We start from the raw sequence: 21,989 nt of genomic DNA, 5'->3' as shown, positions 1-21,989 counted from the left end.
GCCGCCCGATTGCCGGGTCACCCGTTGGGTTGCACCCGCTCCGCGTCATAGACCGTGTCGACGCTGTAGAGGCTGCCCAGCAGCCGGTCGAGGTGGGTCGGGTCCCCCATCTCAAGATCGAAACGCAACACGGTAACACGATCGTCACCGGTGCGGGCATTGAGTGTGCGCACGCCGACCTGTGCCTCGGCGATCACGGCGGCCACATCAACCAGCAGTCGGGGTCGATCCAGGCCACGCACCTCGATGGCCACCTCCCAACTGCCCCGACTCTCCTGCTCCCATTCCACGTCAACCACCCGGTCGGTGTGCGAGGACAGCGACACGGCGTTGGTGCAGTCGGTGCGGTGAACGGCGATGCCTCTGCCGCGGGTGAGGAAGCCCATGATCTCGTCCGGCGGAACGGGCGAGCAGCAGCGGGCAAGGCGCACCAACTCCTCTCGAAAACCCTCGACGTGCACGCCGCTGCCGTCCGCACGCTTCGTGCGCCGACGTTCGCCCAGCACGTCGGTGGCCAGCATCGGGGTACCCTGCCCCGACGAGTGCTGAAGCTGCCGCACGAGACGGCCGGCAACCGTGGCCGCCCGCACCTTCTCCTCCCCGATCGCCTGGGTCAGCGCCTCACCTCCCGAGTAGCCCATCTGGGTGGCCACCTCGTCGATCGTCTCGCCCTCGATCAGCTCGGCGGGAAGGCGCTCGCGTCGTAGCGCCCGCTCAAGTTCATCCTGGCCGCGATCGACGATGTCCTCTCGGTGCTCCCGCCTGAACCACTGCCGAATCTTCGCCTGGGCCGACCGGCTCTTGACGAACTCCAGCCAATCCTCCGACGGCCGGTGGCCATCGTTGGCCGTCACGATCTCAGCGGTGTCGCCGGAGCTGAGGACGTGATCGAGCGGCACCAGCCGCCCATTGACACGGGCACCGATGCATCGATGGCCCACCTCGGTGTGCACGCCGTAGGCAAAGTCCACAGGCGTGGCCCCAACCGGCAACGTCACCAGGCGACCCTTCGGCGTGAAGACGAAGACCTCACCCTGACCCAGATCGGTCTTCAGGTTCAGCATGAACTCGTCCGGGTCGGTCAGGTACTGCTGCCAGTCGACGATTCGGTCCAGCCAGTCGGCCCGTTCGTCGGTACCCGACTCCTCGACCACGCGCTGCTGATCCCGCGGGCCCGACTGTGCGGCGCCCTTGTAGGCCCAGTGGGCCGCCACACCGAACTCCGCCTGGCGATGCATGTCGCTGGTGCGGATCTGCACCTCGACCGTCTTTCCGCCGGGTCCGACCACCGTGGTGTGCAGCGATTGGTACAGGTTGAACTTTGGCATGGCGATGTAGTCCTTGAATCGGCCGGGAATCGGCCGCCACAACGCGTGTATCGCCCCGAGTGCCGCGTAGGTGTTCGCCTCGTCGACGATGATGCGCACGCCCATCAGGTCATGAATCTCGTCGAAACTCCTGCCCCGAATGATCATCTTTTCGTACAGGCTCCAGAGGTGCTTGGGGCGGCCGATGATCTCGCCGGTGATTCCAAGGCCCTCCAGCCGTCCCCTGATCTCCTCGATCACCTGCATCAGGTACAGGTCGCGCTCAGGGGCGCGCTGGGCCACCAGCAGGTCAATCTCCGCAAACACCTGTGGGTGCAGCACGGCGAAGCTCAGGTCCTCCAGTTGTTGGCGGAGCTCGGTCATGCCAAGACGATGCGCCAACGGCGCATAGACCTCCATGGTTTCGTGTGCCTGCTTCTCCTGATGCCTCGTCGACATCCCTGCCACGGTGCGGAGGTTGTGGAGACGATCAGCCAGCTTGATCACGATCACCCGCAGGTCGTTGGCCATCGACAAGATGATCTTGCGGAACGTCTCGGCCTTCTGGTGGTCCTTCGAGTCCACCTCGACGCGCTCCAACTTGGTGCAACCGTCCACCAGAGCGGCCACCACCGGACCAAAGGCCAGGCCGATTTCCGCCAAGGTGACGTCACAGTCCTCCACCGTGTCGTGGAGGAGCGCGGCGCAGATCGTTGCTTCGTCGGCGCCATAGCGGGCAACGATGGTGGCCACGGCCAAGGGATGGGTGATGTACGGCTCCCCGGAGGCACGAAGCTGTCCGTCGTGAGCCACCTTGGCAAAGCCATAGGCACGCTCCACGACGTCGATGTCCGGCTTCCCACGCGCGTCTCGCATCGCCTGCACCAAGGGACGCAACTCATCGGAGCGCGGCTCGGTGTGGCGTCGCCACGGGAGAACTCGCGTCACCGGTACCATCGGCCGACCTCCTGGCAATCCAGCCTACCGAACGCCTACCCGGCGCCCCATGGGGACCGGTCCCGGCGGCACCCGACCTTCGCCGGCCACCGGTGTCAGCGCTTGGTCTTCTTCCGCGGCCGGGGCGGATGCGGTCGCTCGTAGAGTTCGGCCCGATCGATGGTGCCACCCGCCATGACCGGTTCGCCCGCACGGACCGAGCGCTGGTCGGACCGACCGGGCTGAGCCTTGCGGGAGTGCTCCACCCACCGGGTGTCGGTCGGGTCGCCGCCGCGGTCGATGATGCGTTGGCGAATCTTGACGAACTGTGGCTCCCGCTCTTTGAGCACCTCCAGAATCGTGGTGGCGATCACGATCGAGCTGTAGGCGCCGGTCACGAGGCCGATGAGCAGGGCGATCGAGAACTCGGCGAGTGTGGCCTGACCGAAATACAGGGCACCGATCACCAGCATGGCGATCACCGGCATCAGCGCGGTGATCGTGGTGTTCATCGTCCGCATGAACACCTGGTTGAGGCTGCGACGCGACAACTGGGTGAAGGTGTAGTTGCCGGTTTTTGTGTAGCGGGCCTGATTTTCGAGCGATCGGTCGAACACGACCACCGTGTCGTACAACGAATACCCGAGGATGGTGAGCACCGCAATCACCGTGGGCGGCGTGACCTCAAACTGGAACAGGGCGTACAGCCCCACCGTCAGGATCAGGTCGTGGATCAACGGGATGATCGCGCTGATGGCCATGCGCCACTCGAGGCTGGCCGAAATGTAGATCCCCACCAGAATGAGGAAGATGATGAAGGCCTTCACCGCCTGGCGGGTCACCGTCTTGCCCCAGGTGGGGCCCACGAAGTTGGTCTCCACCTGGGTGACCTTCACCTTGGCGGCCTCTGCCAGGTCCTTCGTGATCTTTGCCGATTCCTTCTGGTCGGTCACGCCGCTCTGAACACGTACGAGGCGAACATTGTTGGCGTCGGTGGCGATCTGGATCTTGGAACCCGACGCTGCACCGTTCTTGGCCAGCACCTCCGTGGCCTGGCCCTGGGTGAGGGTCTTGGACGGCACCTCCCACACGGTGCCGCCAACAAAGTCCACCGAGAGGTTGAGACCCTGGGTGATGATCGCACCGAGCGACACGATGATCAGCACGGCCGAGAGGACCAGCAGACGTCGGTTGATGCGCGGGAAGTTGAAGTCGATCTGTCCCCGATAAATGCGTCCGTACAAACTCATCGCTTCCCCCCGACGGTGGTCGCCAGGTCGGCGGATGGTTCAACCTCGGGGACGTACGGCAGGCCGGGCCCCCGCTGATCGGCCAACTCGGCCGGGGTGTACAACACCGGAATGCCGAAGAGCGATCGCTTCCCACCCAGCTTGGAGCGGGTCAGGAAGGCGACGGCGGGGCGCATGAAGAAGTAGCTGGCCACCAGGTCCAGCAGCACCGAGAGGCCCAGGTAGAACGCAAAGCCCCGAACGCTGCCGGCGGTCAGGAAGTAGAGCACGGCGGCGCCGATCAGGCTGGAGACATCCGCCTTGACGATGGTACTGAAGGCGGCGGGGAAGCTCTTCTCCCCTGACGACCTGAGGCTCTTGCCACTGAGGACGTCCTCCTTCAAGTGCTCGTAAAACACCACGTTGGAGTCGAGCGACACACCGATGGACACGACGATGCCCACGAGCCCGGCGAGCGTCAGCGTGGCGCCGAGCAGCGAGATGATGATCCACAACAGCGAACCCGACAGGGCCAGGCTGATAAACGCCACGATCCCCAGCAGGCGGTAGTAGGCGATGAAGTACAGCGCCACGATGCCCAGTCCCACCAGCCCGGCGATGATCACTGCACGAAGCGCGCCCTGACCGAGGGTGGCGGTGACGGTTTGGGTGGTGCTGGGACGCAGCTCCAACGGCAGGGCGCCGTAGCGAAGGGCCGTCGCCACGTCCTTGGCCTCCTGCTCGGCGAAGCTGCCCGAGATGCTGATCTGGTCCTTGTTGAACTCGGCCTCGTTGATCGACGGTGCGGTCAGCACCTTGCCGTCCAGCACGATGGCGAGTTGCCCCCGTGCGGCGCCGGTCGACGAGTCCTGAGAGTTGGGCGGGCACAGCGGATCGCCGTTGTAACACAGGGTGGCGGCCTTGTTGAACAGGTCGATGCCGTTCTTGCCGCCCTTAAACGATGGACCGACCTGCCATTGGCCCTGCTGGTCAAGCCCGGCGCTGGCTCCCGACAACGCACTGCCGGTGAGCAGTTGCGGGCCCAACTCGTACTGCTGCTCGCCGTCCTTGTCGGGCAGCGTGACTTTTTCCTTGGCCTTGCCGCCGAGCGCATCGGGATCGGTGAACTGGGTGGTGTCGGCCTTCTCGAGCTGATAGAGCTCGGCAAACCGCGGGTCGTAGACGTTGACGCCCGCCTTGTTGAGGGGCTTCGGTGTCGTGGTGGTGGGACCTGCCGCCGGCGAGGTGGTGGTGGGCGTCTCCTGGACCGGCACGAATGGCGAGCGGTGGGCTCCACCGAAGCCCTGAGCCGGTGCGCCGGTGGTTGGGGCCGGTGTGACGGGGGCGTTGGTGTTCGCCTCCGGATCGACGAGAACGCTCGGATCGACGGTGGCGCTCGGATCGCCGGTGGCGCTCGGATCGCCGGTGGCGGTCGGATCGGTCGGCGCCAGGGCCGCCTGCGCCGCATCCTCCTCCTTGGCGATGTCCTCCGCGGTCGTGCCCTCGGGAATGTTCAGCTCCTTGCGGAGCGTCGCCTCACGTTTGGGGTCGGGAGCCACCATGGGCGAGGAGGACAGCACCGGACGGAACTCCAGTTTCGCCGTGCGGCCCACCAGCTCGAGCGCCCGCTCCTGGTCGTCGATGCCGGGCAACTGGACGAGGATGCTGTTGCCCTGAGAGCTGATCTCGGGCTCGGAGACACCCAGGGCGTCGATGCGGTTGCGAATAATCGCGATGGCCTGCTCGACCTGCTCGTCCTTGACGTTCTCGGCGGGCTTGCCATCCACAAACGGCTCGAGCACCACCGAAATGCCGCCCTGAAGATCGAGACCAAGCACCGGCTTGGTGTCGGTCACGATCACTGCGATCAGCGCCGCCATGGTGAACACCACCATGATCACCATCTGGATCAGCGAGGAACGCTTCATCGCTTGGGGCGCTGCTTGCCCGTGCCGCCCTTGTTCTTGCCGTTCGGTGTGCCGTCGCCCGCAGCCTTGTTGGTGCGCTTACCCGGGGCCGGGGCCGAAGGCAGGTCGTCCCCCGGCTCGGACGGCGAGGCCTTCGGGCCGCCGCCGAACAGTCCGGCCAGCATTCCGCCACCCTTTGCGGGTTCTGGCGGGGCGTCCTGGGAGCGCATGATGGCGGCGCGGGCCACCTGAATGACCACGTCGCGGTCCACCTCCAGGTGCACCGATTCGGCGTCCATGTGATTGATCGTGCCGTAGATGCCGGCCGACGTGACCACCTTGTCCCCCACCTCGACGCTGCTGGTGTAGGACGCCTGATCCTTCTGCTTCTTTTGCTGGGGCCTGATGAGCACCATGTACATGACGCCCATCATGGCGACCAACAAGATGATCGACGTGGCGCCGCTGCCACCGTTTGCTTTGTCTGCTGCGAAGATCAAGAGGGTTTCCACGAAGGGTCGATCTTATGGGCGAATCGGGCGCGGTCCCAACCACCGGTCCTCCTCAGGCCCAGAAGTTGGCCACCTCGGCCCGAAGTGCCCCGAACTCACCACGGCTGATCGACGTCCGCATGCGGTCGACAAAGCCGAGCATCCAGGCCAGGTTGTGCAACACGCACAACGTTCGGCCCGCCGGTTCACCCACCACCAGCAGGTGCCGGAGGTAGCCCGCCGAATAGGTACCACACACCTTGCAGGGGCACTCGGGATCGACGGGATCGTCCCGGCGGGCAAACTCGGCCCGCTTGGCGTTCACCCGTCCCCGGCCCGTGAGCAACGTGCCGTGCCGCCCAAGTCGGGTGGGCAGCACGCAATCGAACATATCGACCCCGCGGGCCACGGCCTCCACCATCGAGAGCGGGTCGCCCACGCCCATCAGGTAGCGCGGCTGGTCGGCGGGCAGCTCTGCGATGGCGGCCTCCAGGCCGTGCATCATCACGCCGCGCTCCTCGCCAACCGAGAGGCCCCCGATGGCGTAGCCGTCGAAGTCCAGTGCCACGGTCCGCTGGGCCGACTCGCGTCGCAGGTCGGCGTCCACCCCGCCCTGCACGATGCCGAACAGCGCCTGGTCCTCGCGCCGGGAGTGGGCGGACCGTGCCCGAGCGGCCCACTCGGCCGTGCGCCGCACCGCCCGGGCCAGGTCACCGCGCTCGGCGGGAAGGGGCAGACACACATCCAGCACCATCTGGATGTCGGCGCCAAGCAGCTCCTGGGTGGAGACGATGCTCTCAGGCGTGCAGTGAACGGCGGACCCGTCGTACACGCTCTTGAACCTCACCCCCTCGTCGGTCACCTTCGGCGACAGCGAGAACACCTGAAATCCACCGGAGTCGGTCAGCAGGTGGCCGTCCCACCCCGCGAAGCGACCCAACCCACCAAGCTCGGCCACGACATCGGCGCCGGGTCGCAGCATCAGGTGATAGGTGTTGCCCAGCATGAACTCCGCCCCCAGGTCGGCGAGCTGAGCGGTGGTGGCCGCCCGGATCGTGCCCCTGGTGCCCACCGGCATGAACACCGGAGTCTGGAACCCACCCTTCGCAGTGGCGACGCGCCCGGTTCGGGCCGCGCCGTCGGTGGCTGCGATGTCGAGCTGCAACCTCATCGATCGCCTCCAACCGTCGGTCCTCGATCCGGCAGCCGTCGATCCAGGAGCTGTGCGTCGCCGAAGGAGAGGAAGCGGTAGCCACGCTCCATGGCCGCTTCGTACAGCCCACGCCACCTGGGCCCGATGAACGCATCGATCAGCACCAACAGGCTGGACCTGGGCAGGTGAAAGTTGGTCATCAGCCGGTCGACCACCAGAAACTCGGCGCCCCGATGCAGGAACAACTCGGTCGTGCCGGACAACTCACCGCTGCGGGCGGCCGACTCCAGTGCACGCAGCGTGGTGGTGCCCACCGCCAGAACCGAACCGTGTCCGGTCGACTCGGCGGCCGCCCTGATGGTGTCCCAGGCCTCGGGCGTGATGCGATAGCGCTCGGCGTGCATCACGTGGTCCTCCACCCGATCGGCGGTCATGGGGCGGAACGTTCCCAGGCCCACCTCCAACTCCACCTCGACCACCTCGGCGCCCGCCCGGCGGACCGCCGACAGCACCTCGGTGGTGAGATGCAGCCCGGCAGTCGGTGCGGCCGCAGAGCCGGGCCGGTCGGCGAACACGGTCTGGTAACGGCTCGGATCGCGTTCGCGATCGTCCAGGTACGGCGGCAACGGCATGACCCCGAAACGCTCCAGCGCACGGTCCAGTTCGGCGCCGCCGCCCAGGGGGCCGTCGTCGCTCAGCAGCGTGACCTCGCGCCGCCCCGCGCCGCGGTCCTCGCCCACCAGGATGGAGAATTCGTCGGGCGATCGGGAGGCCGAGGCGGGCATCAGGAGTTCCCCGGGCGCCACCTTCCTCGACGGACGCACCAGCGCCTCCCACCTGGTCGAGCCGTCGATCGGCGTCAACAGCAACACCTCGGTTGCCCCACCGGTCGATCGCCGCATGCTCAAACGCGCCGGGCGAACCCGCGTGGTGTTGATCACCACCACGTCCCCGGGACCGACGACGTCGGCCAAACGCGACACCGTCGAATCCTCCGGAGGAATCCCTGCTCCAGCATCGATCATCAGCCGTGCGGCGTCACGGGGCTCGACCGGAACCTGCGCGATGCGGTCGTCCGGCAGCGGGTAATCGAAGTCTCCCAGCTGCACGGCTCACTCCCTTTGGTCGGGCCCATCGGGCTCGGCGTACCGCTGGGAGACTACGCTGGAGCGGTCAGCGACCCGATCACCCGATGCAATCACGGGCCCGGTTTGCACCTCCTGACCACGGGTCGCCGCGATGGCGCCTCGCTTCCCGCCCACGGCCACACCCTTGAGGTTCACTCCCCACATGGACGACTCCCGCCCCACGCTCGCACCACACGAGGCCGACCTGATCGGTACCGATCCCGGTGAGGTCGTGGTCATCGGCGCAGGCCCCGCCGGCCTCACCGCCGCCTACCAGCTGCACAAGTACGGCATTGCCTCCACCATCCTCGAGGGCTCCGACACCGTCGGTGGCATCTCCCGCACCGAGGTGCGCGACGGGTGGCGCTTCGATATTGGCGGGCACCGCTTCTTCACCAAGGTGCCCGAGGTCGAGGCGCTGTGGCACGAGATCCTGCCCGATGAGGATTTCATGATGCGGCCCCGGAAGAGCCGCATCTTCTACAACGGCAAGTTCTACGACTACCCGCTGCGCGCCACCAATGCGCTCCGCAACCTGGGCATCATCGAGGCGATCCGGTGCGTGCTCAGCTACGTGTGGGTCCGCATTCGGCCGCCAAAGGACCAATCCAACTTCGAGGGCTGGGTGGCCGCACGCTTCGGCTGGCGTCTGTATCGCACCTTCTTCAAGGCCTACACCGAGAAGGTCTGGGGCGTGCCGGCCGACCAGATCGAGGCCGACTGGGCCGCCCAGCGCATCAAAAACCTGTCGCTGTTCAGCGCCGTGGTCAACGCGCTGCTGCCCAACCGAAATCAGAAGGACATCGCCTCGCTGATCGAGGAGTTCCAGTACCCCAAGTACGGGCCGGGCATGATGTGGGAGGTCTGCCGCGACAAGGTGGTGGCCGAGGGCTCCACCATGACCTACGGCGCGGAGGTCACCGGGGTGCGCCATGTCGATGGCCGGGCGACCCACGTGATCGCCACGCACGCCGACGGCACCACCGAGGAGCACGAGGCCGACCACGTCGTCTCCTCGATGCCCATCTCGGCGCTGCTCGCCGGCATGGACCCGCCGGTGCCGGACCACGTGATGGCGGCGGCCACGGGCCTGAGCTACCGCGACTTCATCACGGTTGCCCTGGTGGTACCCGAGTCGAAGGTCGACTGGAACGACAACTGGATCTACATCCACGACCCCGCCGTCAAGACGATGCGCATCCAGAACTTCGGTTCGTGGTCGCCGCACCTCGTGAAGGACGGCCGCAACGTGCTCGGCCTCGAGTACACCGTCTTCGAGACCGACGCGGCATGGACCGCCCCGGACGAGGAGCTGATCGAGCAGGGCAGGCGCGAGCTGGTTCACCTGGGGCTGATCGAGCCGGGCGACGTGGAGGGTGGCTACGTCGTTCGTCAGAAGAAGGCATATCCAACCTACGACGAGACCTACAAGGCCAACGTCGACGTGCTCCGGGGCTGGCTTGCTGAGCACACCAGCAACGTGCACCCCATCGGGCGCAACGGCATGTTCCGCTACAACAACCAGGACCACTCGATGTATACGGCCATGCTGACGGCCGAGAACATCGCCACCGGCTCCACCCATGACGTGTGGACGGTGAACGTGGAGGAGGAGTACCACGAGGAGGGCCCGGCCGACGGCAACGGCTCCTCCGGTAACACCGGGCGCGATGCGCCGATCATTCCCTCCTCGGCACCGCGCCTTGATGCCTGATGAGGGGTTTCTAGAGCAACCGGGTCCTGCCGTCTGCGACCCTGACGAGACGGCTTCGAAACCGACCCAAGCCGGGCGATCGGGCCGGGTGTGGACCGGGCTTCCGCTTCTTCTCGTCGGGGTGTCGCTGCTCCCGCTGGTGAGGGATCCCTTCTACAGCGATGCCGAGCATCTCCCGTACCAGGATCTGGCCCGATCGCCCAACCTCCTGCTCGACCCTGCGCGCACCGCCATCGCAGACATCGGGCCCTACATCGAGAACCAAGGGACGTTCCGTCCCCTCGGGCGTGCCTTTCGCGCCTACGCCACGTCGTGGACCGTACGGATCGCCGAGTTCTCCGGTCTGACGCCCCATGTGGTGTGGGGTCTCCTGCGGTGCCTGTTCGGAATGGCCGCCGCCTACGGGGCCCTGCTGCTGGCCAGATCGTTTGTCGAGGTGGGTTCCTACGATGCGCCGAACAACGACGAGCCGGCCGGCGATCGGCTGATCCTGCCGATCTGTGTTGCCTTCTCGTTCGGCATGATCGCCGCCGGCCTCACCGGTGCACCGATCTTCTTCCCCTCGAGCTACCTGGTGGTGGTGCTGATCATCGGGGCCTCCCTTCGCTGGATTGCCCGCCCGGAGCTGTGGCTGTCGGCCCCCACCCTGTCCCCACGTCACGCTGCCCGCGCGGTCGTTTCGGCGGCCATCGGCGCAGCGCTTGCGGCCTGGGGAGAGGTCAGCGCCATCGCCGTGCCGATGGTGCTGTTTTGGGCGGTCATGATGCTGTGGGTGCACCGTCGCGATGCCCTGCGCGTGCTCACGTCACTCGGGTCGATCTGCTGCGGGATCCTGGTCGCATCGTTTCTGCTGGTCACCGTCGTCGGCCGGATGGCCATCGGACGGGCGTGCGCCGCCGGGGGTTGCTACCGCTATTCGGAGTTTGGAATCACCTCCGACACGCCGTCCACCCTCGTCACCAGACTCTGGAGCAGCGTCCCACCGGTCAGGTATCTGTGGGCGATCAGCAACGTGCGGGCCTACCTCTCGGTAGTGGTGCTTGTTGTGGCGGTCGTCATCGCCACCGCCGTGACCATCCTGGTGACCCGCCGTCAGCCCGGCCCACCCGCATCGGCGGCAGGCACCGACGAGGACGGGCGGTCGTCGTTGCGCCTGACGCCGGCGACGCGCCCCAACGTGATCCCGCTGGTGTTGGCGGGGGCGGTTCTGGTGGTGCTGTCAGAGTTGGTGCCTGCGCTGAGCGTCGGTTTTCAGCAGGCGACCGGGCGCGTCGGCATGGGTCAGGCCTGGCGCAATTCGGCCTTGAGCGCCGCAGGTTGGGCCATGGTGATGACCGCGATCTGGCTGCTCGTCGCCCCGAGGGTGTCGCGCACGGTCAGGCGCGTCATGCTGGTCGGCATTGCGGCCATGTGGGCGCTGGTACCGGTCACCAATGCCGCATTCGCCGCTTGGAGTGCCTCCAGCACCTCCGGTCGGGTGAACGCCGCGATCGGCAGGGCGTTCGTCAGCAGCGGCGGCGCTCAAGACGCCAACTGTGGCCTCATCCGTGAGTGGGCCCGGCTTCCACCCAGCGCCGGCGGTTCGGCCGACCCGGACGACCGCTTCACGTTCATGTCGACCCGGCTCAACGGCGCTCGACAATCGTTGGGACTCCCCGACTTCTGCCCGGCCGCGGGTGATGCCGGCCTGGGTACGTCCGACGCGGGCCCCGCTGCGCCCTCCAGCCCCGGGTAGCTCACTACGGCGCCCCCGTTCAGCCTGAGTCGGTGTTCCATTCCTGCCTCCGAAAGAGCGACGCCGGGCCCGGCGCCTCTTCCGGTGGGGTGAGGCCCAAATGGGTCCAGGCTGCGGGCGTGGCGACCCGTCCTCGCGGGGTGCGCATGAGCAGTCCCTGCTGAATCAGGAACGGCTCGTGCACGTCCTCGACGGTCTCGGTGGGCTCGGCCACGGCGATCGCCAGCGTGGACAGGCCGACCGGACCCCCGGCGAAGCGACGGACGATCGAATCGAGGATCGCACGGTCCACCTTGTCCAAACCGAGGCCATCGATGCCGAACACCGCAAGCCCCCGCTGAGCAACGTCGGCATCGATGTTGCCGTCAGCCTCCACGTCGGCATAGTCCTGCACTCGTCTCAACAACCGGTTGGCAATGCGCGGCGTGCCCCGCGAGCGCCGTGCGATCTCCCGGGCACCATCGGTGCTCAGCGGAGCATCGATGATGGTGGCCGTGCGCTCCACGATCGATTGGAGGTCGGCGGGCTCGTAATAGTCGAGGCGGGCCACCAGCCCGAAGCGATCACGCAGCGGGCCGGTGATCAGCCCGGTACGGGTGGTGGCGCCCACCAGCGTGAACTCTGGCAGGTCAAGACGAATCGACCTGGCGGCGGGGCCCTTACCCAACACGATGTCGAGCTGGAAGTCTTCGATCGCCGGGTACAGCACCTCCTCCACCGCCCTCGGCAGGCGGTGGATCTCGTCGATGAACAACACGTCGCCCGAGCCGATCTTGGTCAGGATGGCCGCCAGGTCGCCCGCGCGTTCCAGCGCAGGGCCACTGGTGACCTGCATGGTGGAGCCCACCTCGGTGGCCACGATGCCGGCCAAGGTGGTCTTGCCCAGGCCCGGAGGCCCGGCAAAAAGCAGATGGTCGGATGCCGCGCCGCGCCGCCGGGCCGCCTCCAGAATGATCCGCAGGCGTTCCTTCAGCTCACGCTGTCCGACGAACTCCTCCAACGTGCGCGGCCGCAGGCCCGGCTCGGTGGGCTGCTCCTCGGGTGTCGGGTTGAGCGCGTCCACCGGTGGGTCCTGCGCGCCCAGGTGCGGATCGAGCAATTCGTCCCGGGCCACGGTCAGCCCCCCGCCAGGAACCCAAGCGCAGCACGCAAAAGGTCGCCGGAGTTGTCGCCCTCGGGCAGGGCGGCGATGGCCTGGTTGGCCTCGTCGGCCGAGTACCCCAACTCCGCGAGGGCGGAGCGAACGTCGGCCCGCGCCGAGGACACCGAATCCGCATCGGAGACGTCGGGGCCGGATCCATCAACCATGGGCGACGAGTCGAAACTGCCGACGTCCAGCCGGCTCTTCAGCTCCACCAGCAGTCGTGCCGCCGTCTTCTTTCCCACCCCGGGCACCAGACACAGCGCAGCCACATCGTCGGCCGCCACGGCGCGCGCCAACGCGATGGGTGAGTGAACGCCGAGGATCGACATGGCCAACGCCGGCCCCACCCCATGCGCGCCGATCAGCGCCTCGAACAACTGCCGTTCGTCCTCGGTGGCGAACGCGTACAGGGTCTGGGCGTCTTCGCGGATGTGGTGGTGGATCCAGCAGAACAGCTCGGCTCCCTCCTCCCCCGCTGCGCCCGTTAAACCCGGTGAGGCCGCGCAGCGGTACCCGACCCCGGCGACCTCGATGGTGAACTCGGCTCCACGCCGGGCCAGCAATGTGCCGCGCAACGAACCGATCATCGGGCGGCTCCGACGGTGGTGCCGCTGATCGCGATGTGGCAGAGCGCGATGGCGGCCGCGTCGGCCGCGTCGGCGGGATGAGGCGGTCGGCTGAGGCCCAGCAGCCATTGCACCATGGTGGCCACCTCGTTTTTATCGGCGGCGCCGTGTCCGGCAACCGCCCCCTTCACCTGATTTGGCGAATACTCGACGACCTCGCAGCCACGGCCTGCCGCCTCGGCCAGTACCAGCCCGCTGGCCTGCCCGACAGAGATGGCGGTGCGCACATTGACCTGAAAGAGCACCCGTTCCACCGCAACGGCCTGGGGCTGAAGCTCGTCGAATAGCGACCGAAGGTCGCTCGCCAGTTCTGCCAACCGCTGCGGCACCGGTGCGTCCGGCGGTGTGGTCAGCACGCCGATGGCCATGGTGGTGTGGGCCCGACCATCGGTGTCCAAACAGCAGTACCCGCATCGGGACAACCCCGGATCAATCCCAAGAACGAACACGCGTACGAGCCTACCACCCGTTGGACAGGTCCAGCGGGACCGTCACCACCGGGGCGGTGCGCACCCGGTGCGGGTTCCGGGGTTGGCCGTGGGAGGACGCCGGGGCGGTGGTGCGGCCCGCACCGGGTCAGGTCGACTTGGCCGTACAGGGCTCGCCGCCGCAGGGATCGATGATGGTGCCCGTCTCGAAGAACGCCTGCTTCTGCTGCACAAAACCGATGGCCCGGCGTGGGTCTTCATGCGGGTCGGCGCAGGCGGGCTTGGCATCGCGCTCGTCCTCGCCCAATGCGCCACACTCGGCGGTCCACTCCTCGCTCAGCGTTGGGTTGATGTTGCCCAGCGGCGGGGCAAGCGCACCCGAGTCCCAGTAGAACAGCGCCGACCCCGTGGCCGGATATGCGTCGATGGGGTCGAGGGCCCACAACGGCTTGCTTCGGGGATCCCGGCCCTCGGCCAACGCCGGTTGGTGGTAGGGGATCTTCAGCGTTCGAGCCATGTTCTCGACCGTCACGGGTGCCACCTGATGGTCGCCGAACGCCACCTCGAAAATCACCTGATGTTTGGGGGTCTTCGGGTAGGGGTCATCGGTGAGGTGCTGCACGTAGCCGCCCGCCTCGCCGCGATCCCACAGCATCTGCAACAGGCCGAACACCAGTTGCCGGTCGGCTGCATCGGGGTAGGCCGGGTCCATGATCTGCGCGTAGGTGTTCCAGTCGGTGGACCGCTGCAGCAGCGTTGAATAGTTCATGCCCGGCACGCCCAGCGTCGCCCGCGTCCAATCGGTCGCCACCGCGGTGGCGGCACCGCCCATGATGCCGCCCTGGCTGTTGCCGTCGAAGTACACCTCGTCGGTGAAATAGCTGACGCCTCCGCCGCCATCGTGAAACTGCGCCAGTTGCGGGAACGACCTGGGATCGATCAGCGCGCGCGCCAACACCAACTGGGCCAGGATCCCCTGTTGCATGCGGTCGGCCATGGCCGGAAACTTCGACACATCACCCAGTGCCTTGGTGGCAAAGGCAATGTCGCCGGCGCTCATGCCAAGCCAGTCGGTGGCGCAGTACATCTGGTTGCCGGAGGCTGCGTTGCGCCCGAGGTCGTCGCCCGCCACCTCGTCCCGGCTGCCCAGGAGCCCGTGCCCATACACCACCGCTCGGGCCTTTCCACCGAACTTCTTGCCCAACTGGGCGTTGGTGAGCATGCAGGTGAATCCGGCCGAGTAATCCTTGCCCGTTGCCTTTGGCGTCGACTTCGACTTGTCATAGGTCATCGAGGAGCCCGGCCCGCCCTTGCCCTCCAGGAACAGCGGCAACGTGAACGTGCCGGTCACCTTTCGCCCGATCCCCTCCGGCAGCTTCTTTGGATTTTCCTCGGTGCCGGTCACCTTGACCCGAACCGGGTCCGATTTCAGGTGGTTGAGGGTGGCGTCACGCATGGCCAACAACCGCCCGGACAGGTTGGCGGTACTGGCCACGGTGAAGTCCCAGGCCACGATGAGGGAACCGGTGTCAACGCCCCGGTCCGAGAGGTCGGACAGCACGGGATTGAGCTGGTCGGCCCGAGCCTCCAGGGTGGTTCGAGTGGCCGACGACACGTCGCTCGTTGAAAGATCCAGACCATCACGAATGGCTCGAAAAGCCGCCGACGGCGGAATGGCCCGCCCTCGTTCGTCGAGGATCTCACGGTAGGCCACCGCGAAGTGGTGACCTTCGGGCAGCGACACGGCAGGTCGCATGATGGTTAGCCGTTCGGCCGGATCGTCAGCGCGCTGGTCCACCTCCACCCAGTGGGGCATCTGGTTGCCGGTCGTCAGGTCGATGAGCAGGCTCGGGCTGTCCGACGCCATCGAAAGGTCCAGTGTTCCCTCGGTGGCAACCCCGCTTCGCTCCAACCCCACATTGGGGAAATAGGTCAGGATTGGCGTGTTGGGGCTGAAGCCGTCGTTGCGGTTCCACTCGGTGGGGTCGATGCGGGTTCCGTCGGCGTTCGAAGGCATCCCGGCGTCCGGCAGCGCCACCCGGCGCCCCGTTGCCTTGGCGGACGAGGTGGAACTGGTGCCTGCATCATCGGAGGTGGTGTACGCGTCGGAGGGAAAGGGCAGGAGGCAATTCGTCGTGTCCAACGGATCACATCCGGCGCCCTCATCGTCCACCCGCGACAACGTCTGCAACTCGCTCGTGGACAGCCGGGGGGCGACGGTGGTCGATGCGTCGTCACCGCGCGAGCCTGCTTCGGCGGCACGGTCCGAACCGGCACACGAGGCCCCGACCAGTACAAGTGCCAACACGGCGGTCCACACCACCAGCAGGTGGCTGCGGCCTGCAGCGATGTTGTTTTGACGCCATGCCACGGTCGTTCCCCGTTCCCAACTCCACCTGTCCGTGCTCACCGTATCGGCGGGGCGCCGTCGCCCCATGGACCCTCCCCTTCGCACCCCGGGCCTTCCGGATAGATTGCTGCTCTTCGGTGTATCCATCTACCTTTCTGGAGCAGAACATGAGCGATACAGCGCCCGCAGGGCCGACTACGACCACCTCCGGCATCGAGGCCGACTCGGGAGTTGCCGCCGATGGAGGATCCAACGATGGCGAGGGCGGTGCTGTCGCCGGCCTTGAGGCCACGTCGACCACCATCGCGGTGAGGGCCGAGTCGGCCCTGCACACCGACAAGGGCACCACCACCATCGCCGAGGGCGTCGTTGCCAAGATCGTTGGCATCGCCACCCGCGAGGTGGCGGGCATTCACTCGATGGGTTCGGGGGCCGGACGGGCGATGGGCTCGGTCAAGGACCTCCTGCCCGGCGGCTCCTCCAGCGTCACCGAAGGCGTGTCCGTCGAGGTTGGGAGCACCCAGGCCGCAGCCGACCTCAGCATCGTCACCGAGTACGGCATGGCGATTCAAGACGTGGCCCAGGCCGTGCGGGACAACGTCATCCGCCGGGTGCAGCAGATGACCGGCCTGGAGATGGTGGAGGTCAACATTGCGGTCACCGACGTGAACGTGCCGACGAAATCGGCCGGAACCCCCTCGGTTCCCGGTGCGTCGTCGGGCCGCCAACAGCGGGTGCAGTAGCCCGCGTGGGGCCAGAGACCGCCGGTCCGGGCATCGGTTTGGGGGCCGAACGCTTGCTGGGGGTCAACCCCGACGCCTCCGCCGAGGAGGTCGATGCGGCATGGCGGTCGTTCGCCAAACGACATCACCCCGACCGCGGCGGCGACCCGGAGGTCTTTCGTCGCGGGATGGCCGCCCGGGAGCAACTCCGGCGCGACGCAACGTCACGGGTCAGGACGCGGGGGGTGCCGTCGCGCCGCCGGATCATGCGTCGTCGCGTCAGAAGCCTGTTCGCCCGTATCATTCCGTCGCTTCAGCCGCCGCCCTCAAGGGTCGACTAGGACCATGGCGGACGTCGTGCGTTTGCAGCTGCCGGGTCGGGTTCCCGGCCACCTCGACGTGTCCTTCGATGCGGTCGCAAAGCTGGCGGCCGAGCTGGCCCGTGGCGTCGACGGTGTCGCCGCGGACGAGCGGTCCCGGCGGCGTTGGCAGCTGGGTCGAGGCAACGTCCACCCGACGCGCGCCACGGTGACCCGCGCCCGCGACGAGGCCAGGATCGAACTGACCGTCGATGCGTGGTGGGGTACCCCGTTGGCCGACCTGGTCGTTCGGGTGCGCCGCGAGGTCAGCGAGGGGCTGAACGCTTCGCTGGGCACGACTTGGGATCCGGAGACCATCGTGGTGCAACTGGGATCGCTGCCCGTGCGGACGGATCCGCTGGAGGGGACCCCATGACCGGCAACCGCCGACGCACGCTTGCACAGGCTGCGGCGGCACTGTTGGGTCTCCTGATGCTCATGGCGGGAACGGTGGCGGTGATCGAGGCCTCGGCCCACCTCCTCGAGCTGGATCCCGTGTTACTGCCATGGCGCCGCACCTCCGCTCGGCTGGCCGACCTACGCGTCGGCGACGGGTGGGTGAGAGCTGCCGGCGTCGGGTTCGTCGCCGTGGGGCTGCTGCTGGGCGTCCTGGGCACAGCGCCCAGGCACAGGCGGACGCTTGCGGTCGGTGGCAACGACCGCCCCACCTGGGCCCGGGTCGACATCGTGGACGTTCAGCGCGCGGTGATCGCTGCTGCGGAGTCCGTGCCCGCGGTGGCCTCAGCCCGTGCCCGCTGGACCAGAGGAGGCCGTCTGCGGGTCACGCTGCGATGTCGCGTTGACCCGACCGACGACACGATCGAGGTGGTCCGCCAGCAGCTGGGCGCCGCCCTCGACCGGTTGGGCGTTGAGCCGCCGCGCGGCATGACGGTGGTGCGGTCCAGGAGGGCCCCATGATCAGGTGGGACCGGTGGTGGCTGAACGTGTTTGCCGCCGCATTCATGGCGACGGGCGCGCTGTTGGTTGGCGCACGGCTGGTTGTTCCCGCGTCGAGGACGGTGGTGGGCCGGCCATTGGCCGGATGGGTCGGCCGGCCCTGGTTTCCCTGGGCGGTCGCCGCGACGGGCGTGATCGTGGTGGTCTGCGGCGCGGCCTGGTTGGTTCGCCGCCTCCGGGGAACCCGCCACCTGATCACGGTACTGGGTGTGCCGGAGGGCCCAGCAGACGCGCCGGTCACCGTCACGTCGCGTTCGATTGGACGGGCGCTCGAAAGCGACGTCCAGACGCTCAGGTGGGTGCGGTCGGCCGCGGCAACCGTGGTGGCGGCCAACCCTCCCACCATCGAACTCCGCCTCTCCGTCTCAACCGCCTGCAGGATGGATGCGCTGCTCGACGAAATCGACGACGGGCCCCGGGCCCGGCTTCGTCAGGCGTTGCAACGCCCTGACGCCCAGCTGCAGGTCACCTTCCGCCTCGTCGACGACAACCCAACGGTCGACGGCGGCACCATCACGCCCATGACCGACCGGCAATCGCTCAACCAGGCCGGACCGGGCCCCAGCGAAGCTGCGGGTCACTCGGCGGCGAGCGCCTCGGCCACGTCGTCGGGTACGTCCACGTTGGCGTAGGTGTCGGCCACGTCGTCGTGGTCCTCGAGCGCCTCGATGAGTGCCAGGACGCCACGAGCCTCGCCCACCGTGCCCAATTCGACGGTGTTCACCGGAATCATCGTCAGCTCGGCCGAACTCGCCGTGACGCCGGCCTCCTCCAGGGCATCTCGCACCGCCATCAACTCGTGAGGATCGGTGGTCACCACCCAGGCTCCATCGCCCGCAACGACGTCGTCGGCCCCGGCCTCGATCGCGGTCATCATCAGGTCGTCCTCCTCGATGTCGGAGGAAACCTGAATCCACCCCCTGCGTTCGAACTGCCAGGCCACTGCGCCGGGCTCGGCCAACGAGCCGCCGGCCTTGGAGAAGATCGAACGAATCTCGGCGCCGGTCCGGTTGCGGTTGTCGGTCGAGCCGTCAACAAAGATGGCCACGCCGTGGGGACCGTATCCCTCGTAGGTGACCTCCTCGTAGGTGACGCCGTCCAGTTCGCCGGTGCCCCGCTTGATCGCCCGCTCGATCGTGTCGACGGGCACCGAGGCGCTGCGAGCCTTCTGGTACATGCTGCGCAGCGTGGGGTTGGCGTCCAGATCGCCGCCGCCCGAGCGGGCGGCGATTTCGAGCTGGCGAATGAGCTTGGCGAAGAGCTTGCCGCGCTTCGCATCCGCAGCGCCCTTCTTGTGCTTGATGGTCGCCCATTTGGAGTGACCCGACATAGGAGGTATCCCATCGTTCAGAGGTGGTCAGGCGAGCTTACGTGCCTCGGGGTTCGTCGACTCCAGCCACGCCCGATGAAGGCGAAGATCGTCGGTCAACTCCGGGTGAAACGTGGTGGCCCACACGCCCCCGGCGGCCACGGCAACCGGCTCGCCCCCGTAGCGCGCCACCACCTCGATGCCGGGGCCCACACGTTCGATTCGGGGTGCCCTGATAAAGACCGCGCGGCTCGATCCGCCCAGCGGGGGGTCCAACTCGAGGCTGAGGTCCGCCTCGAAACTGGCCAACTGGCGGCCAAACCCGTTGCGGCGCACCGTCATGTCCAAGACGTCAAGTCCGGGCCGATCGTCGCGTCCATCGCGCACGTCCGAGGCCAACAGGATGGCGCCCGCGCACGTGCCCAGCACGGCCATGCCGCCGGACAGTCGCTCGACCAGCGGGTGACGCAGTCCGCTGCGATCGAGCAGCAACGAGATGGTCGTCGACTCTCCGCCCGGAATCACCAAGGCCTCGACGTCGTCCAGGTGCGCCGGACGCCGAACCTCTCTGACTGAAACACCAAGGTGCTCAAGCATCCGGCGGTGGGCCCGCGCGGCGCCCTGCAGCGCCAGTACGCCAACGGTCGCCATGGTGCGCCCGGGCGGTGTCACCAACCCCGCTGCGCGAAGTTGAGCTCCTCGGCGGCCGAATCGAGGCCGCGCATCGCAGCGCCAAGGCCGCGGCTGACCCGCACGACCGTGTCCGGATCGTTGAAGTTGGTGGCCGCCTCGACGACCGCCTTGGCCATCACCGAAGGCGTCTCCGACTTGAAGATGCCCGACCCGACGAACACCGACTCGGCGCCCAACTGCATCACCAAGGCTGCGTCTGCGGGGGTGGCCACACCACCGGCGCAGAACAGGGGCACTGGCAGCCATCCGGTGCGGGCCACCTCCTGCACCAGCGAGAGCGGCGCCGCCAGATCCTTCGCCCATCCGAACAGCTCCGCCTCGTCGGCCTGGCCGATCGCCCGAATCGCCGAGGTGATCGAACGCATGTGGCGCACCGCCTGCACGATGTCGCCGGTACCGGCCTCACCCTTGGAACGAATCATGGCCGCTCCCTCCGAGATGCGCCGGAGCGCCTCTCCCAGGTTGGTGGCGCCGCACACGAATGGAACGTCGAAGGCGAACTTGTCGATGTGGTACGCCTCGTCGGCCGGGGTCAGCACCTCGGACTCGTCGACGAAGTCCACGTCGAGCGCCTGGAGCACCTGCGCCTCGGCGAAATGGCCGATGCGGGCCTTGGCCATGACGGGAATGCTGACCACCGCCTGGATGCCCTCGATCATGGCCGGGTCCGACATGCGGGCAACCCCACCGTCTCGGCGGATGTCGGCGGGCACCCGCTCGAGGGCCATGACCGCAACGGCTCCGGCGTCCTCGGCCACCTTGGCCTGCTCGGCATCGACGACGTCCATGATGACGCCGCCCTTGAGCATTTCGGCCAGGCCTCGTTTGATGGTGGGGGTGGCGGTCGTTGCGGTGGGGGTGCTGTCGCTCATCGCCGGCAGTGTACCGACCGGGCGCCGCTACTCAGAAGCCGGTGACCCGTGATCGGGTCACCGCGCCGCCTCGCCGCACTACAGCTCGACCAGGAGCGCCAACCGTCGGGCGATCGACACCTGGGCGGCGTTGTTCACCTGGAACTCGTCGGGCGCCGCCATCCAGAAGTGGGCCACCGACGGATCGGCTGCGGCCACGGCCGGTCCCAGTTTGGACACCAGTTCCAGGGCCGAGATCATGCCGGGCGGGTAGCGGGTGAAGTCCAGTGCGTTCAGGTCGCACAACTCTTCGCGGCGGGCGGGCAACAGGCGGTCCAAGCCGTGGCGCCAGCCGACCGTGGTGCGAAAGGCGAAGGCGGCCGTGGCGGCCTCGGCGTCGCCTCCGGACAGGTGTGCCACCTGTTGGGCCAGCACCGCCTCGAGGGCGATGCGATCAGCAGCGTCCAGCAAACCCGAGGTGACCACCACGCAACTCTCGTCGCCAATGGCGACGGTGGCTGCGTTGGCGCCCGGATCGTCGACCACGTACAGCCTCGGCTCGGCCACCCCGGACGACATACCCAGGCCCTCGATCAGGTTGGAATACCGCGGGTATTCGCCCTCGCGCAGTCGCCTGGCACCCATGGCGTTCAGCACGGCGGTCACCGCGCCGGCGCGCCGCCAGGCGAGCACGCCCACGACCGCACCGAAGCCCACGACCAGCACCAGCAGCCCGAGCCACCACTTCAGCAGTCCCAGCCCAAGGGCCACGATCACCACCGGAACCGCCAGGACCGCCGCCGTGGAGCGGTACATCGAGGCCACGTCGGCTTCGAGCATCGCCCGCCGCTCGACCGGATCCAGGGGAACGGTCAGCAACGATCGCTGCGGACCACCGTCGGCGGGCGCGAGGGCGGGCGGGGCGCCGCTGGGTGGCTGCGACACACTCAT

Annotated in this window: 21 protein-coding genes; 7 read left to right on the top strand and 14 right to left on the bottom strand. The window is 67.6% G+C overall.

Annotated elements, in window-relative coordinates; genetic code table 11:
• Positions 1 to 17: 17 nt before the first annotated feature.
• The 6 genes from MPARV_RS0116590 to queA form a co-directional block, all read right to left on the bottom strand.
• Positions 18 to 2,264 (bottom strand): RelA/SpoT family protein, encoded by a 2,247-nt coding sequence (locus MPARV_RS0116590; RefSeq protein WP_020379064.1) that lies wholly within the window; start codon positions 2,262 to 2,264, stop codon positions 18 to 20.
• 95 nt (positions 2,265 to 2,359) lie between these two features.
• Positions 2,360 to 3,493: a protein translocase subunit SecF gene (gene secF, locus MPARV_RS0116585; RefSeq protein ID WP_012229352.1), complete on the bottom strand. Its 1,134-nt coding sequence runs from the start codon at positions 3,491 to 3,493 to the stop codon at positions 2,360 to 2,362.
• Complete coding sequence (gene secD, locus MPARV_RS21605) at positions 3,490 to 5,400, bottom strand: protein translocase subunit SecD (RefSeq protein ID WP_020379063.1); 1,911 nt, start codon at positions 5,398 to 5,400, stop codon at positions 3,490 to 3,492. Before secD ends, secF begins: the two co-directional genes overlap by 4 nt.
• Positions 5,397 to 5,891 carry a preprotein translocase subunit YajC gene (yajC, locus tag MPARV_RS23020; RefSeq protein WP_012229350.1) on the bottom strand — a complete coding sequence of 165 codons (495 nt, stop codon included), beginning with the start codon at positions 5,889 to 5,891 and terminating at the stop codon, positions 5,397 to 5,399. The genes secD and yajC overlap by 4 nt, the downstream gene beginning before the upstream one ends.
• Positions 5,892 to 5,943: 52 nt before the next feature.
• Entirely contained in the window at positions 5,944 to 7,041 is a 1,098-nt protein-coding gene (gene tgt, locus MPARV_RS0116570) for a tRNA guanosine(34) transglycosylase Tgt (protein ID WP_020379062.1), read from the bottom strand.
• Positions 7,038 to 8,132: a tRNA preQ1(34) S-adenosylmethionine ribosyltransferase-isomerase QueA gene (gene queA / locus MPARV_RS0116565; protein ID WP_020379061.1), complete on the bottom strand. Its 1,095-nt coding sequence runs from the start codon at positions 8,130 to 8,132 to the stop codon at positions 7,038 to 7,040. The genes tgt and queA overlap by 4 nt, the downstream gene beginning before the upstream one ends.
• Positions 8,133 to 8,313: 181 nt before the next feature.
• On the opposite strand from queA, the gene MPARV_RS0116555 reads away from it, so the two are divergent.
• Together MPARV_RS0116555 and MPARV_RS0116550 are read left to right on the top strand one after the other, a co-directional pair.
• Positions 8,314 to 9,864, top strand: coding sequence for an NAD(P)/FAD-dependent oxidoreductase (locus MPARV_RS0116555; protein ID WP_012229346.1), 1,551 nt, complete (start codon positions 8,314 to 8,316; stop codon positions 9,862 to 9,864).
• Positions 9,857 to 11,599, top strand: coding sequence for a hypothetical protein (locus tag MPARV_RS0116550; protein ID WP_157789694.1), 1,743 nt, complete (start codon positions 9,857 to 9,859; stop codon positions 11,597 to 11,599). Before MPARV_RS0116555 ends, MPARV_RS0116550 begins: the two co-directional genes overlap by 8 nt.
• 19 nt (positions 11,600 to 11,618) lie before the next feature.
• Here MPARV_RS0116550 and ruvB read toward each other — a convergent pair whose 3' ends face one another.
• From ruvB to MPARV_RS0116525, 4 genes are all read right to left on the bottom strand, one after another.
• Complete coding sequence (ruvB, locus tag MPARV_RS0116545; protein ID WP_012229344.1) at positions 11,619 to 12,713, bottom strand: Holliday junction branch migration DNA helicase RuvB; 1,095 nt, start codon at positions 12,711 to 12,713, stop codon at positions 11,619 to 11,621.
• 2 nt (positions 12,714 to 12,715) lie between these two features.
• Entirely contained in the window at positions 12,716 to 13,330 is a 615-nt protein-coding gene (gene ruvA / locus MPARV_RS0116540) for a Holliday junction branch migration protein RuvA (RefSeq protein ID WP_020379058.1), read from the bottom strand.
• Entirely contained in the window at positions 13,327 to 13,818 is a 492-nt protein-coding gene (gene ruvC / locus MPARV_RS0116535; RefSeq protein WP_012229342.1) for a crossover junction endodeoxyribonuclease RuvC, read from the bottom strand. Before ruvC ends, ruvA begins: the two co-directional genes overlap by 4 nt.
• 127 nt (positions 13,819 to 13,945) lie before the next feature.
• The gene (locus tag MPARV_RS0116525) at positions 13,946 to 16,168 is read right to left on the bottom strand and encodes a hypothetical protein (RefSeq protein ID WP_020379056.1); all 2,223 of its coding nucleotides are present in this window, start codon (positions 16,166 to 16,168) and stop codon (positions 13,946 to 13,948) included.
• Positions 16,169 to 16,314: 146 nt separating this feature from the next.
• Here MPARV_RS0116525 and MPARV_RS0116520 point away from each other — a divergent pair, with 146 nt between their 5' ends.
• The 5 genes from MPARV_RS0116520 to MPARV_RS0116500 are packed head-to-tail and all read left to right on the top strand — an operon-like array spanning position 16,315 to position 18,817.
• Positions 16,315 to 16,890 (top strand): Asp23/Gls24 family envelope stress response protein, encoded by a 576-nt coding sequence (locus MPARV_RS0116520; protein WP_020379055.1) that lies wholly within the window; start codon positions 16,315 to 16,317, stop codon positions 16,888 to 16,890.
• Between the two features lie 5 nt (positions 16,891 to 16,895).
• Positions 16,896 to 17,210, top strand: a complete 315-nt coding sequence (locus MPARV_RS0116515; RefSeq protein WP_012229339.1) for a J domain-containing protein — start codon at positions 16,896 to 16,898, stop codon at positions 17,208 to 17,210.
• A 4-nt stretch (positions 17,211 to 17,214) separates the two neighbouring features.
• Positions 17,215 to 17,604 carry an Asp23/Gls24 family envelope stress response protein gene (locus MPARV_RS0116510; RefSeq protein WP_020379054.1) on the top strand — a complete coding sequence of 130 codons (390 nt, stop codon included), beginning with the start codon at positions 17,215 to 17,217 and terminating at the stop codon, positions 17,602 to 17,604.
• Positions 17,601 to 18,146, top strand: coding sequence for a DUF6286 domain-containing protein (locus tag MPARV_RS0116505; protein WP_020379053.1), 546 nt, complete (start codon positions 17,601 to 17,603; stop codon positions 18,144 to 18,146). The genes MPARV_RS0116510 and MPARV_RS0116505 overlap by 4 nt, the downstream gene beginning before the upstream one ends.
• Positions 18,143 to 18,817, top strand: coding sequence for an Asp23/Gls24 family envelope stress response protein (locus MPARV_RS0116500; protein WP_020379052.1), 675 nt, complete (start codon positions 18,143 to 18,145; stop codon positions 18,815 to 18,817). The genes MPARV_RS0116505 and MPARV_RS0116500 overlap by 4 nt, the downstream gene beginning before the upstream one ends.
• Here the strand turns inward: MPARV_RS0116500 and MPARV_RS0116495 are convergent.
• The 4 genes from MPARV_RS0116495 to MPARV_RS0116480 all read right to left on the bottom strand — a co-directional run bounded on the left by MPARV_RS0116495 (position 18,763) and on the right by MPARV_RS0116480 (position 21,989).
• Positions 18,763 to 19,515 (bottom strand): YebC/PmpR family DNA-binding transcriptional regulator, encoded by a 753-nt coding sequence (locus tag MPARV_RS0116495; RefSeq protein ID WP_020379051.1) that lies wholly within the window; start codon positions 19,513 to 19,515, stop codon positions 18,763 to 18,765. The genes MPARV_RS0116500 and MPARV_RS0116495 overlap by 55 nt on opposite strands.
• A 27-nt stretch (positions 19,516 to 19,542) precedes the next feature.
• Complete coding sequence (gene pdxT / locus MPARV_RS0116490) at positions 19,543 to 20,145, bottom strand: pyridoxal 5'-phosphate synthase glutaminase subunit PdxT (RefSeq protein WP_031278957.1); 603 nt, start codon at positions 20,143 to 20,145, stop codon at positions 19,543 to 19,545.
• Positions 20,146 to 20,162: 17 nt separating this feature from the next.
• Entirely contained in the window at positions 20,163 to 21,059 is an 897-nt protein-coding gene (pdxS, locus tag MPARV_RS0116485; RefSeq protein ID WP_012229329.1) for a pyridoxal 5'-phosphate synthase lyase subunit PdxS, read from the bottom strand.
• A gap of 78 nt (positions 21,060 to 21,137) precedes the next feature.
• Complete coding sequence (locus MPARV_RS0116480; protein WP_012229327.1) at positions 21,138 to 21,989, bottom strand: M48 family metalloprotease; 852 nt, start codon at positions 21,987 to 21,989, stop codon at positions 21,138 to 21,140.

This window comes from Candidatus Microthrix parvicella Bio17-1, assembly GCF_000299415.1.
GTDB classification, from domain to species: domain Bacteria; phylum Actinomycetota; class Acidimicrobiia; order Acidimicrobiales; family Microtrichaceae; genus Microthrix; species Microthrix parvicella.
The sequence above is the reverse complement of the archived record's forward strand: the minus strand, read 5'-3'. Positions and strand labels throughout refer to the sequence as shown.

Coding starts and splice junctions, on each gene's coding strand:
- MPARV_RS0116590 (WP_020379064.1), bottom strand. CDS start 2,264: ATGGTACCGGTGACGCGAGTTCTCCCGTGGCGACGCCACACCGAGCCG.
- secF (WP_012229352.1), bottom strand. CDS start 3,493: ATGAGTTTGTACGGACGCATTTATCGGGGACAGATCGACTTCAACTTC.
- secD (WP_020379063.1), bottom strand. CDS start 5,400: ATGAAGCGTTCCTCGCTGATCCAGATGGTGATCATGGTGGTGTTCACC.
- tgt (WP_020379062.1), bottom strand. CDS start 7,041: ATGAGGTTGCAGCTCGACATCGCAGCCACCGACGGCGCGGCCCGAACC.
- MPARV_RS0116555 (WP_012229346.1), top strand. CDS start 8,314: ATGGACGACTCCCGCCCCACGCTCGCACCACACGAGGCCGACCTGATC.
- MPARV_RS0116550 (WP_157789694.1), top strand. CDS start 9,857: ATGCCTGATGAGGGGTTTCTAGAGCAACCGGGTCCTGCCGTCTGCGAC.
- ruvA (WP_020379058.1), bottom strand. CDS start 13,330: ATGATCGGTTCGTTGCGCGGCACATTGCTGGCCCGGCGTGGAGCCGAG.
- MPARV_RS0116520 (WP_020379055.1), top strand. CDS start 16,315: ATGAGCGATACAGCGCCCGCAGGGCCGACTACGACCACCTCCGGCATC.
- MPARV_RS0116510 (WP_020379054.1), top strand. CDS start 17,215: ATGGCGGACGTCGTGCGTTTGCAGCTGCCGGGTCGGGTTCCCGGCCAC.
- MPARV_RS0116505 (WP_020379053.1), top strand. CDS start 17,601: ATGACCGGCAACCGCCGACGCACGCTTGCACAGGCTGCGGCGGCACTG.
- MPARV_RS0116500 (WP_020379052.1), top strand. CDS start 18,143: ATGATCAGGTGGGACCGGTGGTGGCTGAACGTGTTTGCCGCCGCATTC.
- MPARV_RS0116495 (WP_020379051.1), bottom strand. CDS start 19,515: ATGTCGGGTCACTCCAAATGGGCGACCATCAAGCACAAGAAGGGCGCT.
- pdxT (WP_031278957.1), bottom strand. CDS start 20,145: ATGGCGACCGTTGGCGTACTGGCGCTGCAGGGCGCCGCGCGGGCCCAC.
- pdxS (WP_012229329.1), bottom strand. CDS start 21,059: ATGAGCGACAGCACCCCCACCGCAACGACCGCCACCCCCACCATCAAA.
- MPARV_RS0116480 (WP_012229327.1), bottom strand. CDS start 21,989: ATGAGTGTGTCGCAGCCACCCAGCGGCGCCCCGCCCGCCCTCGCGCCC.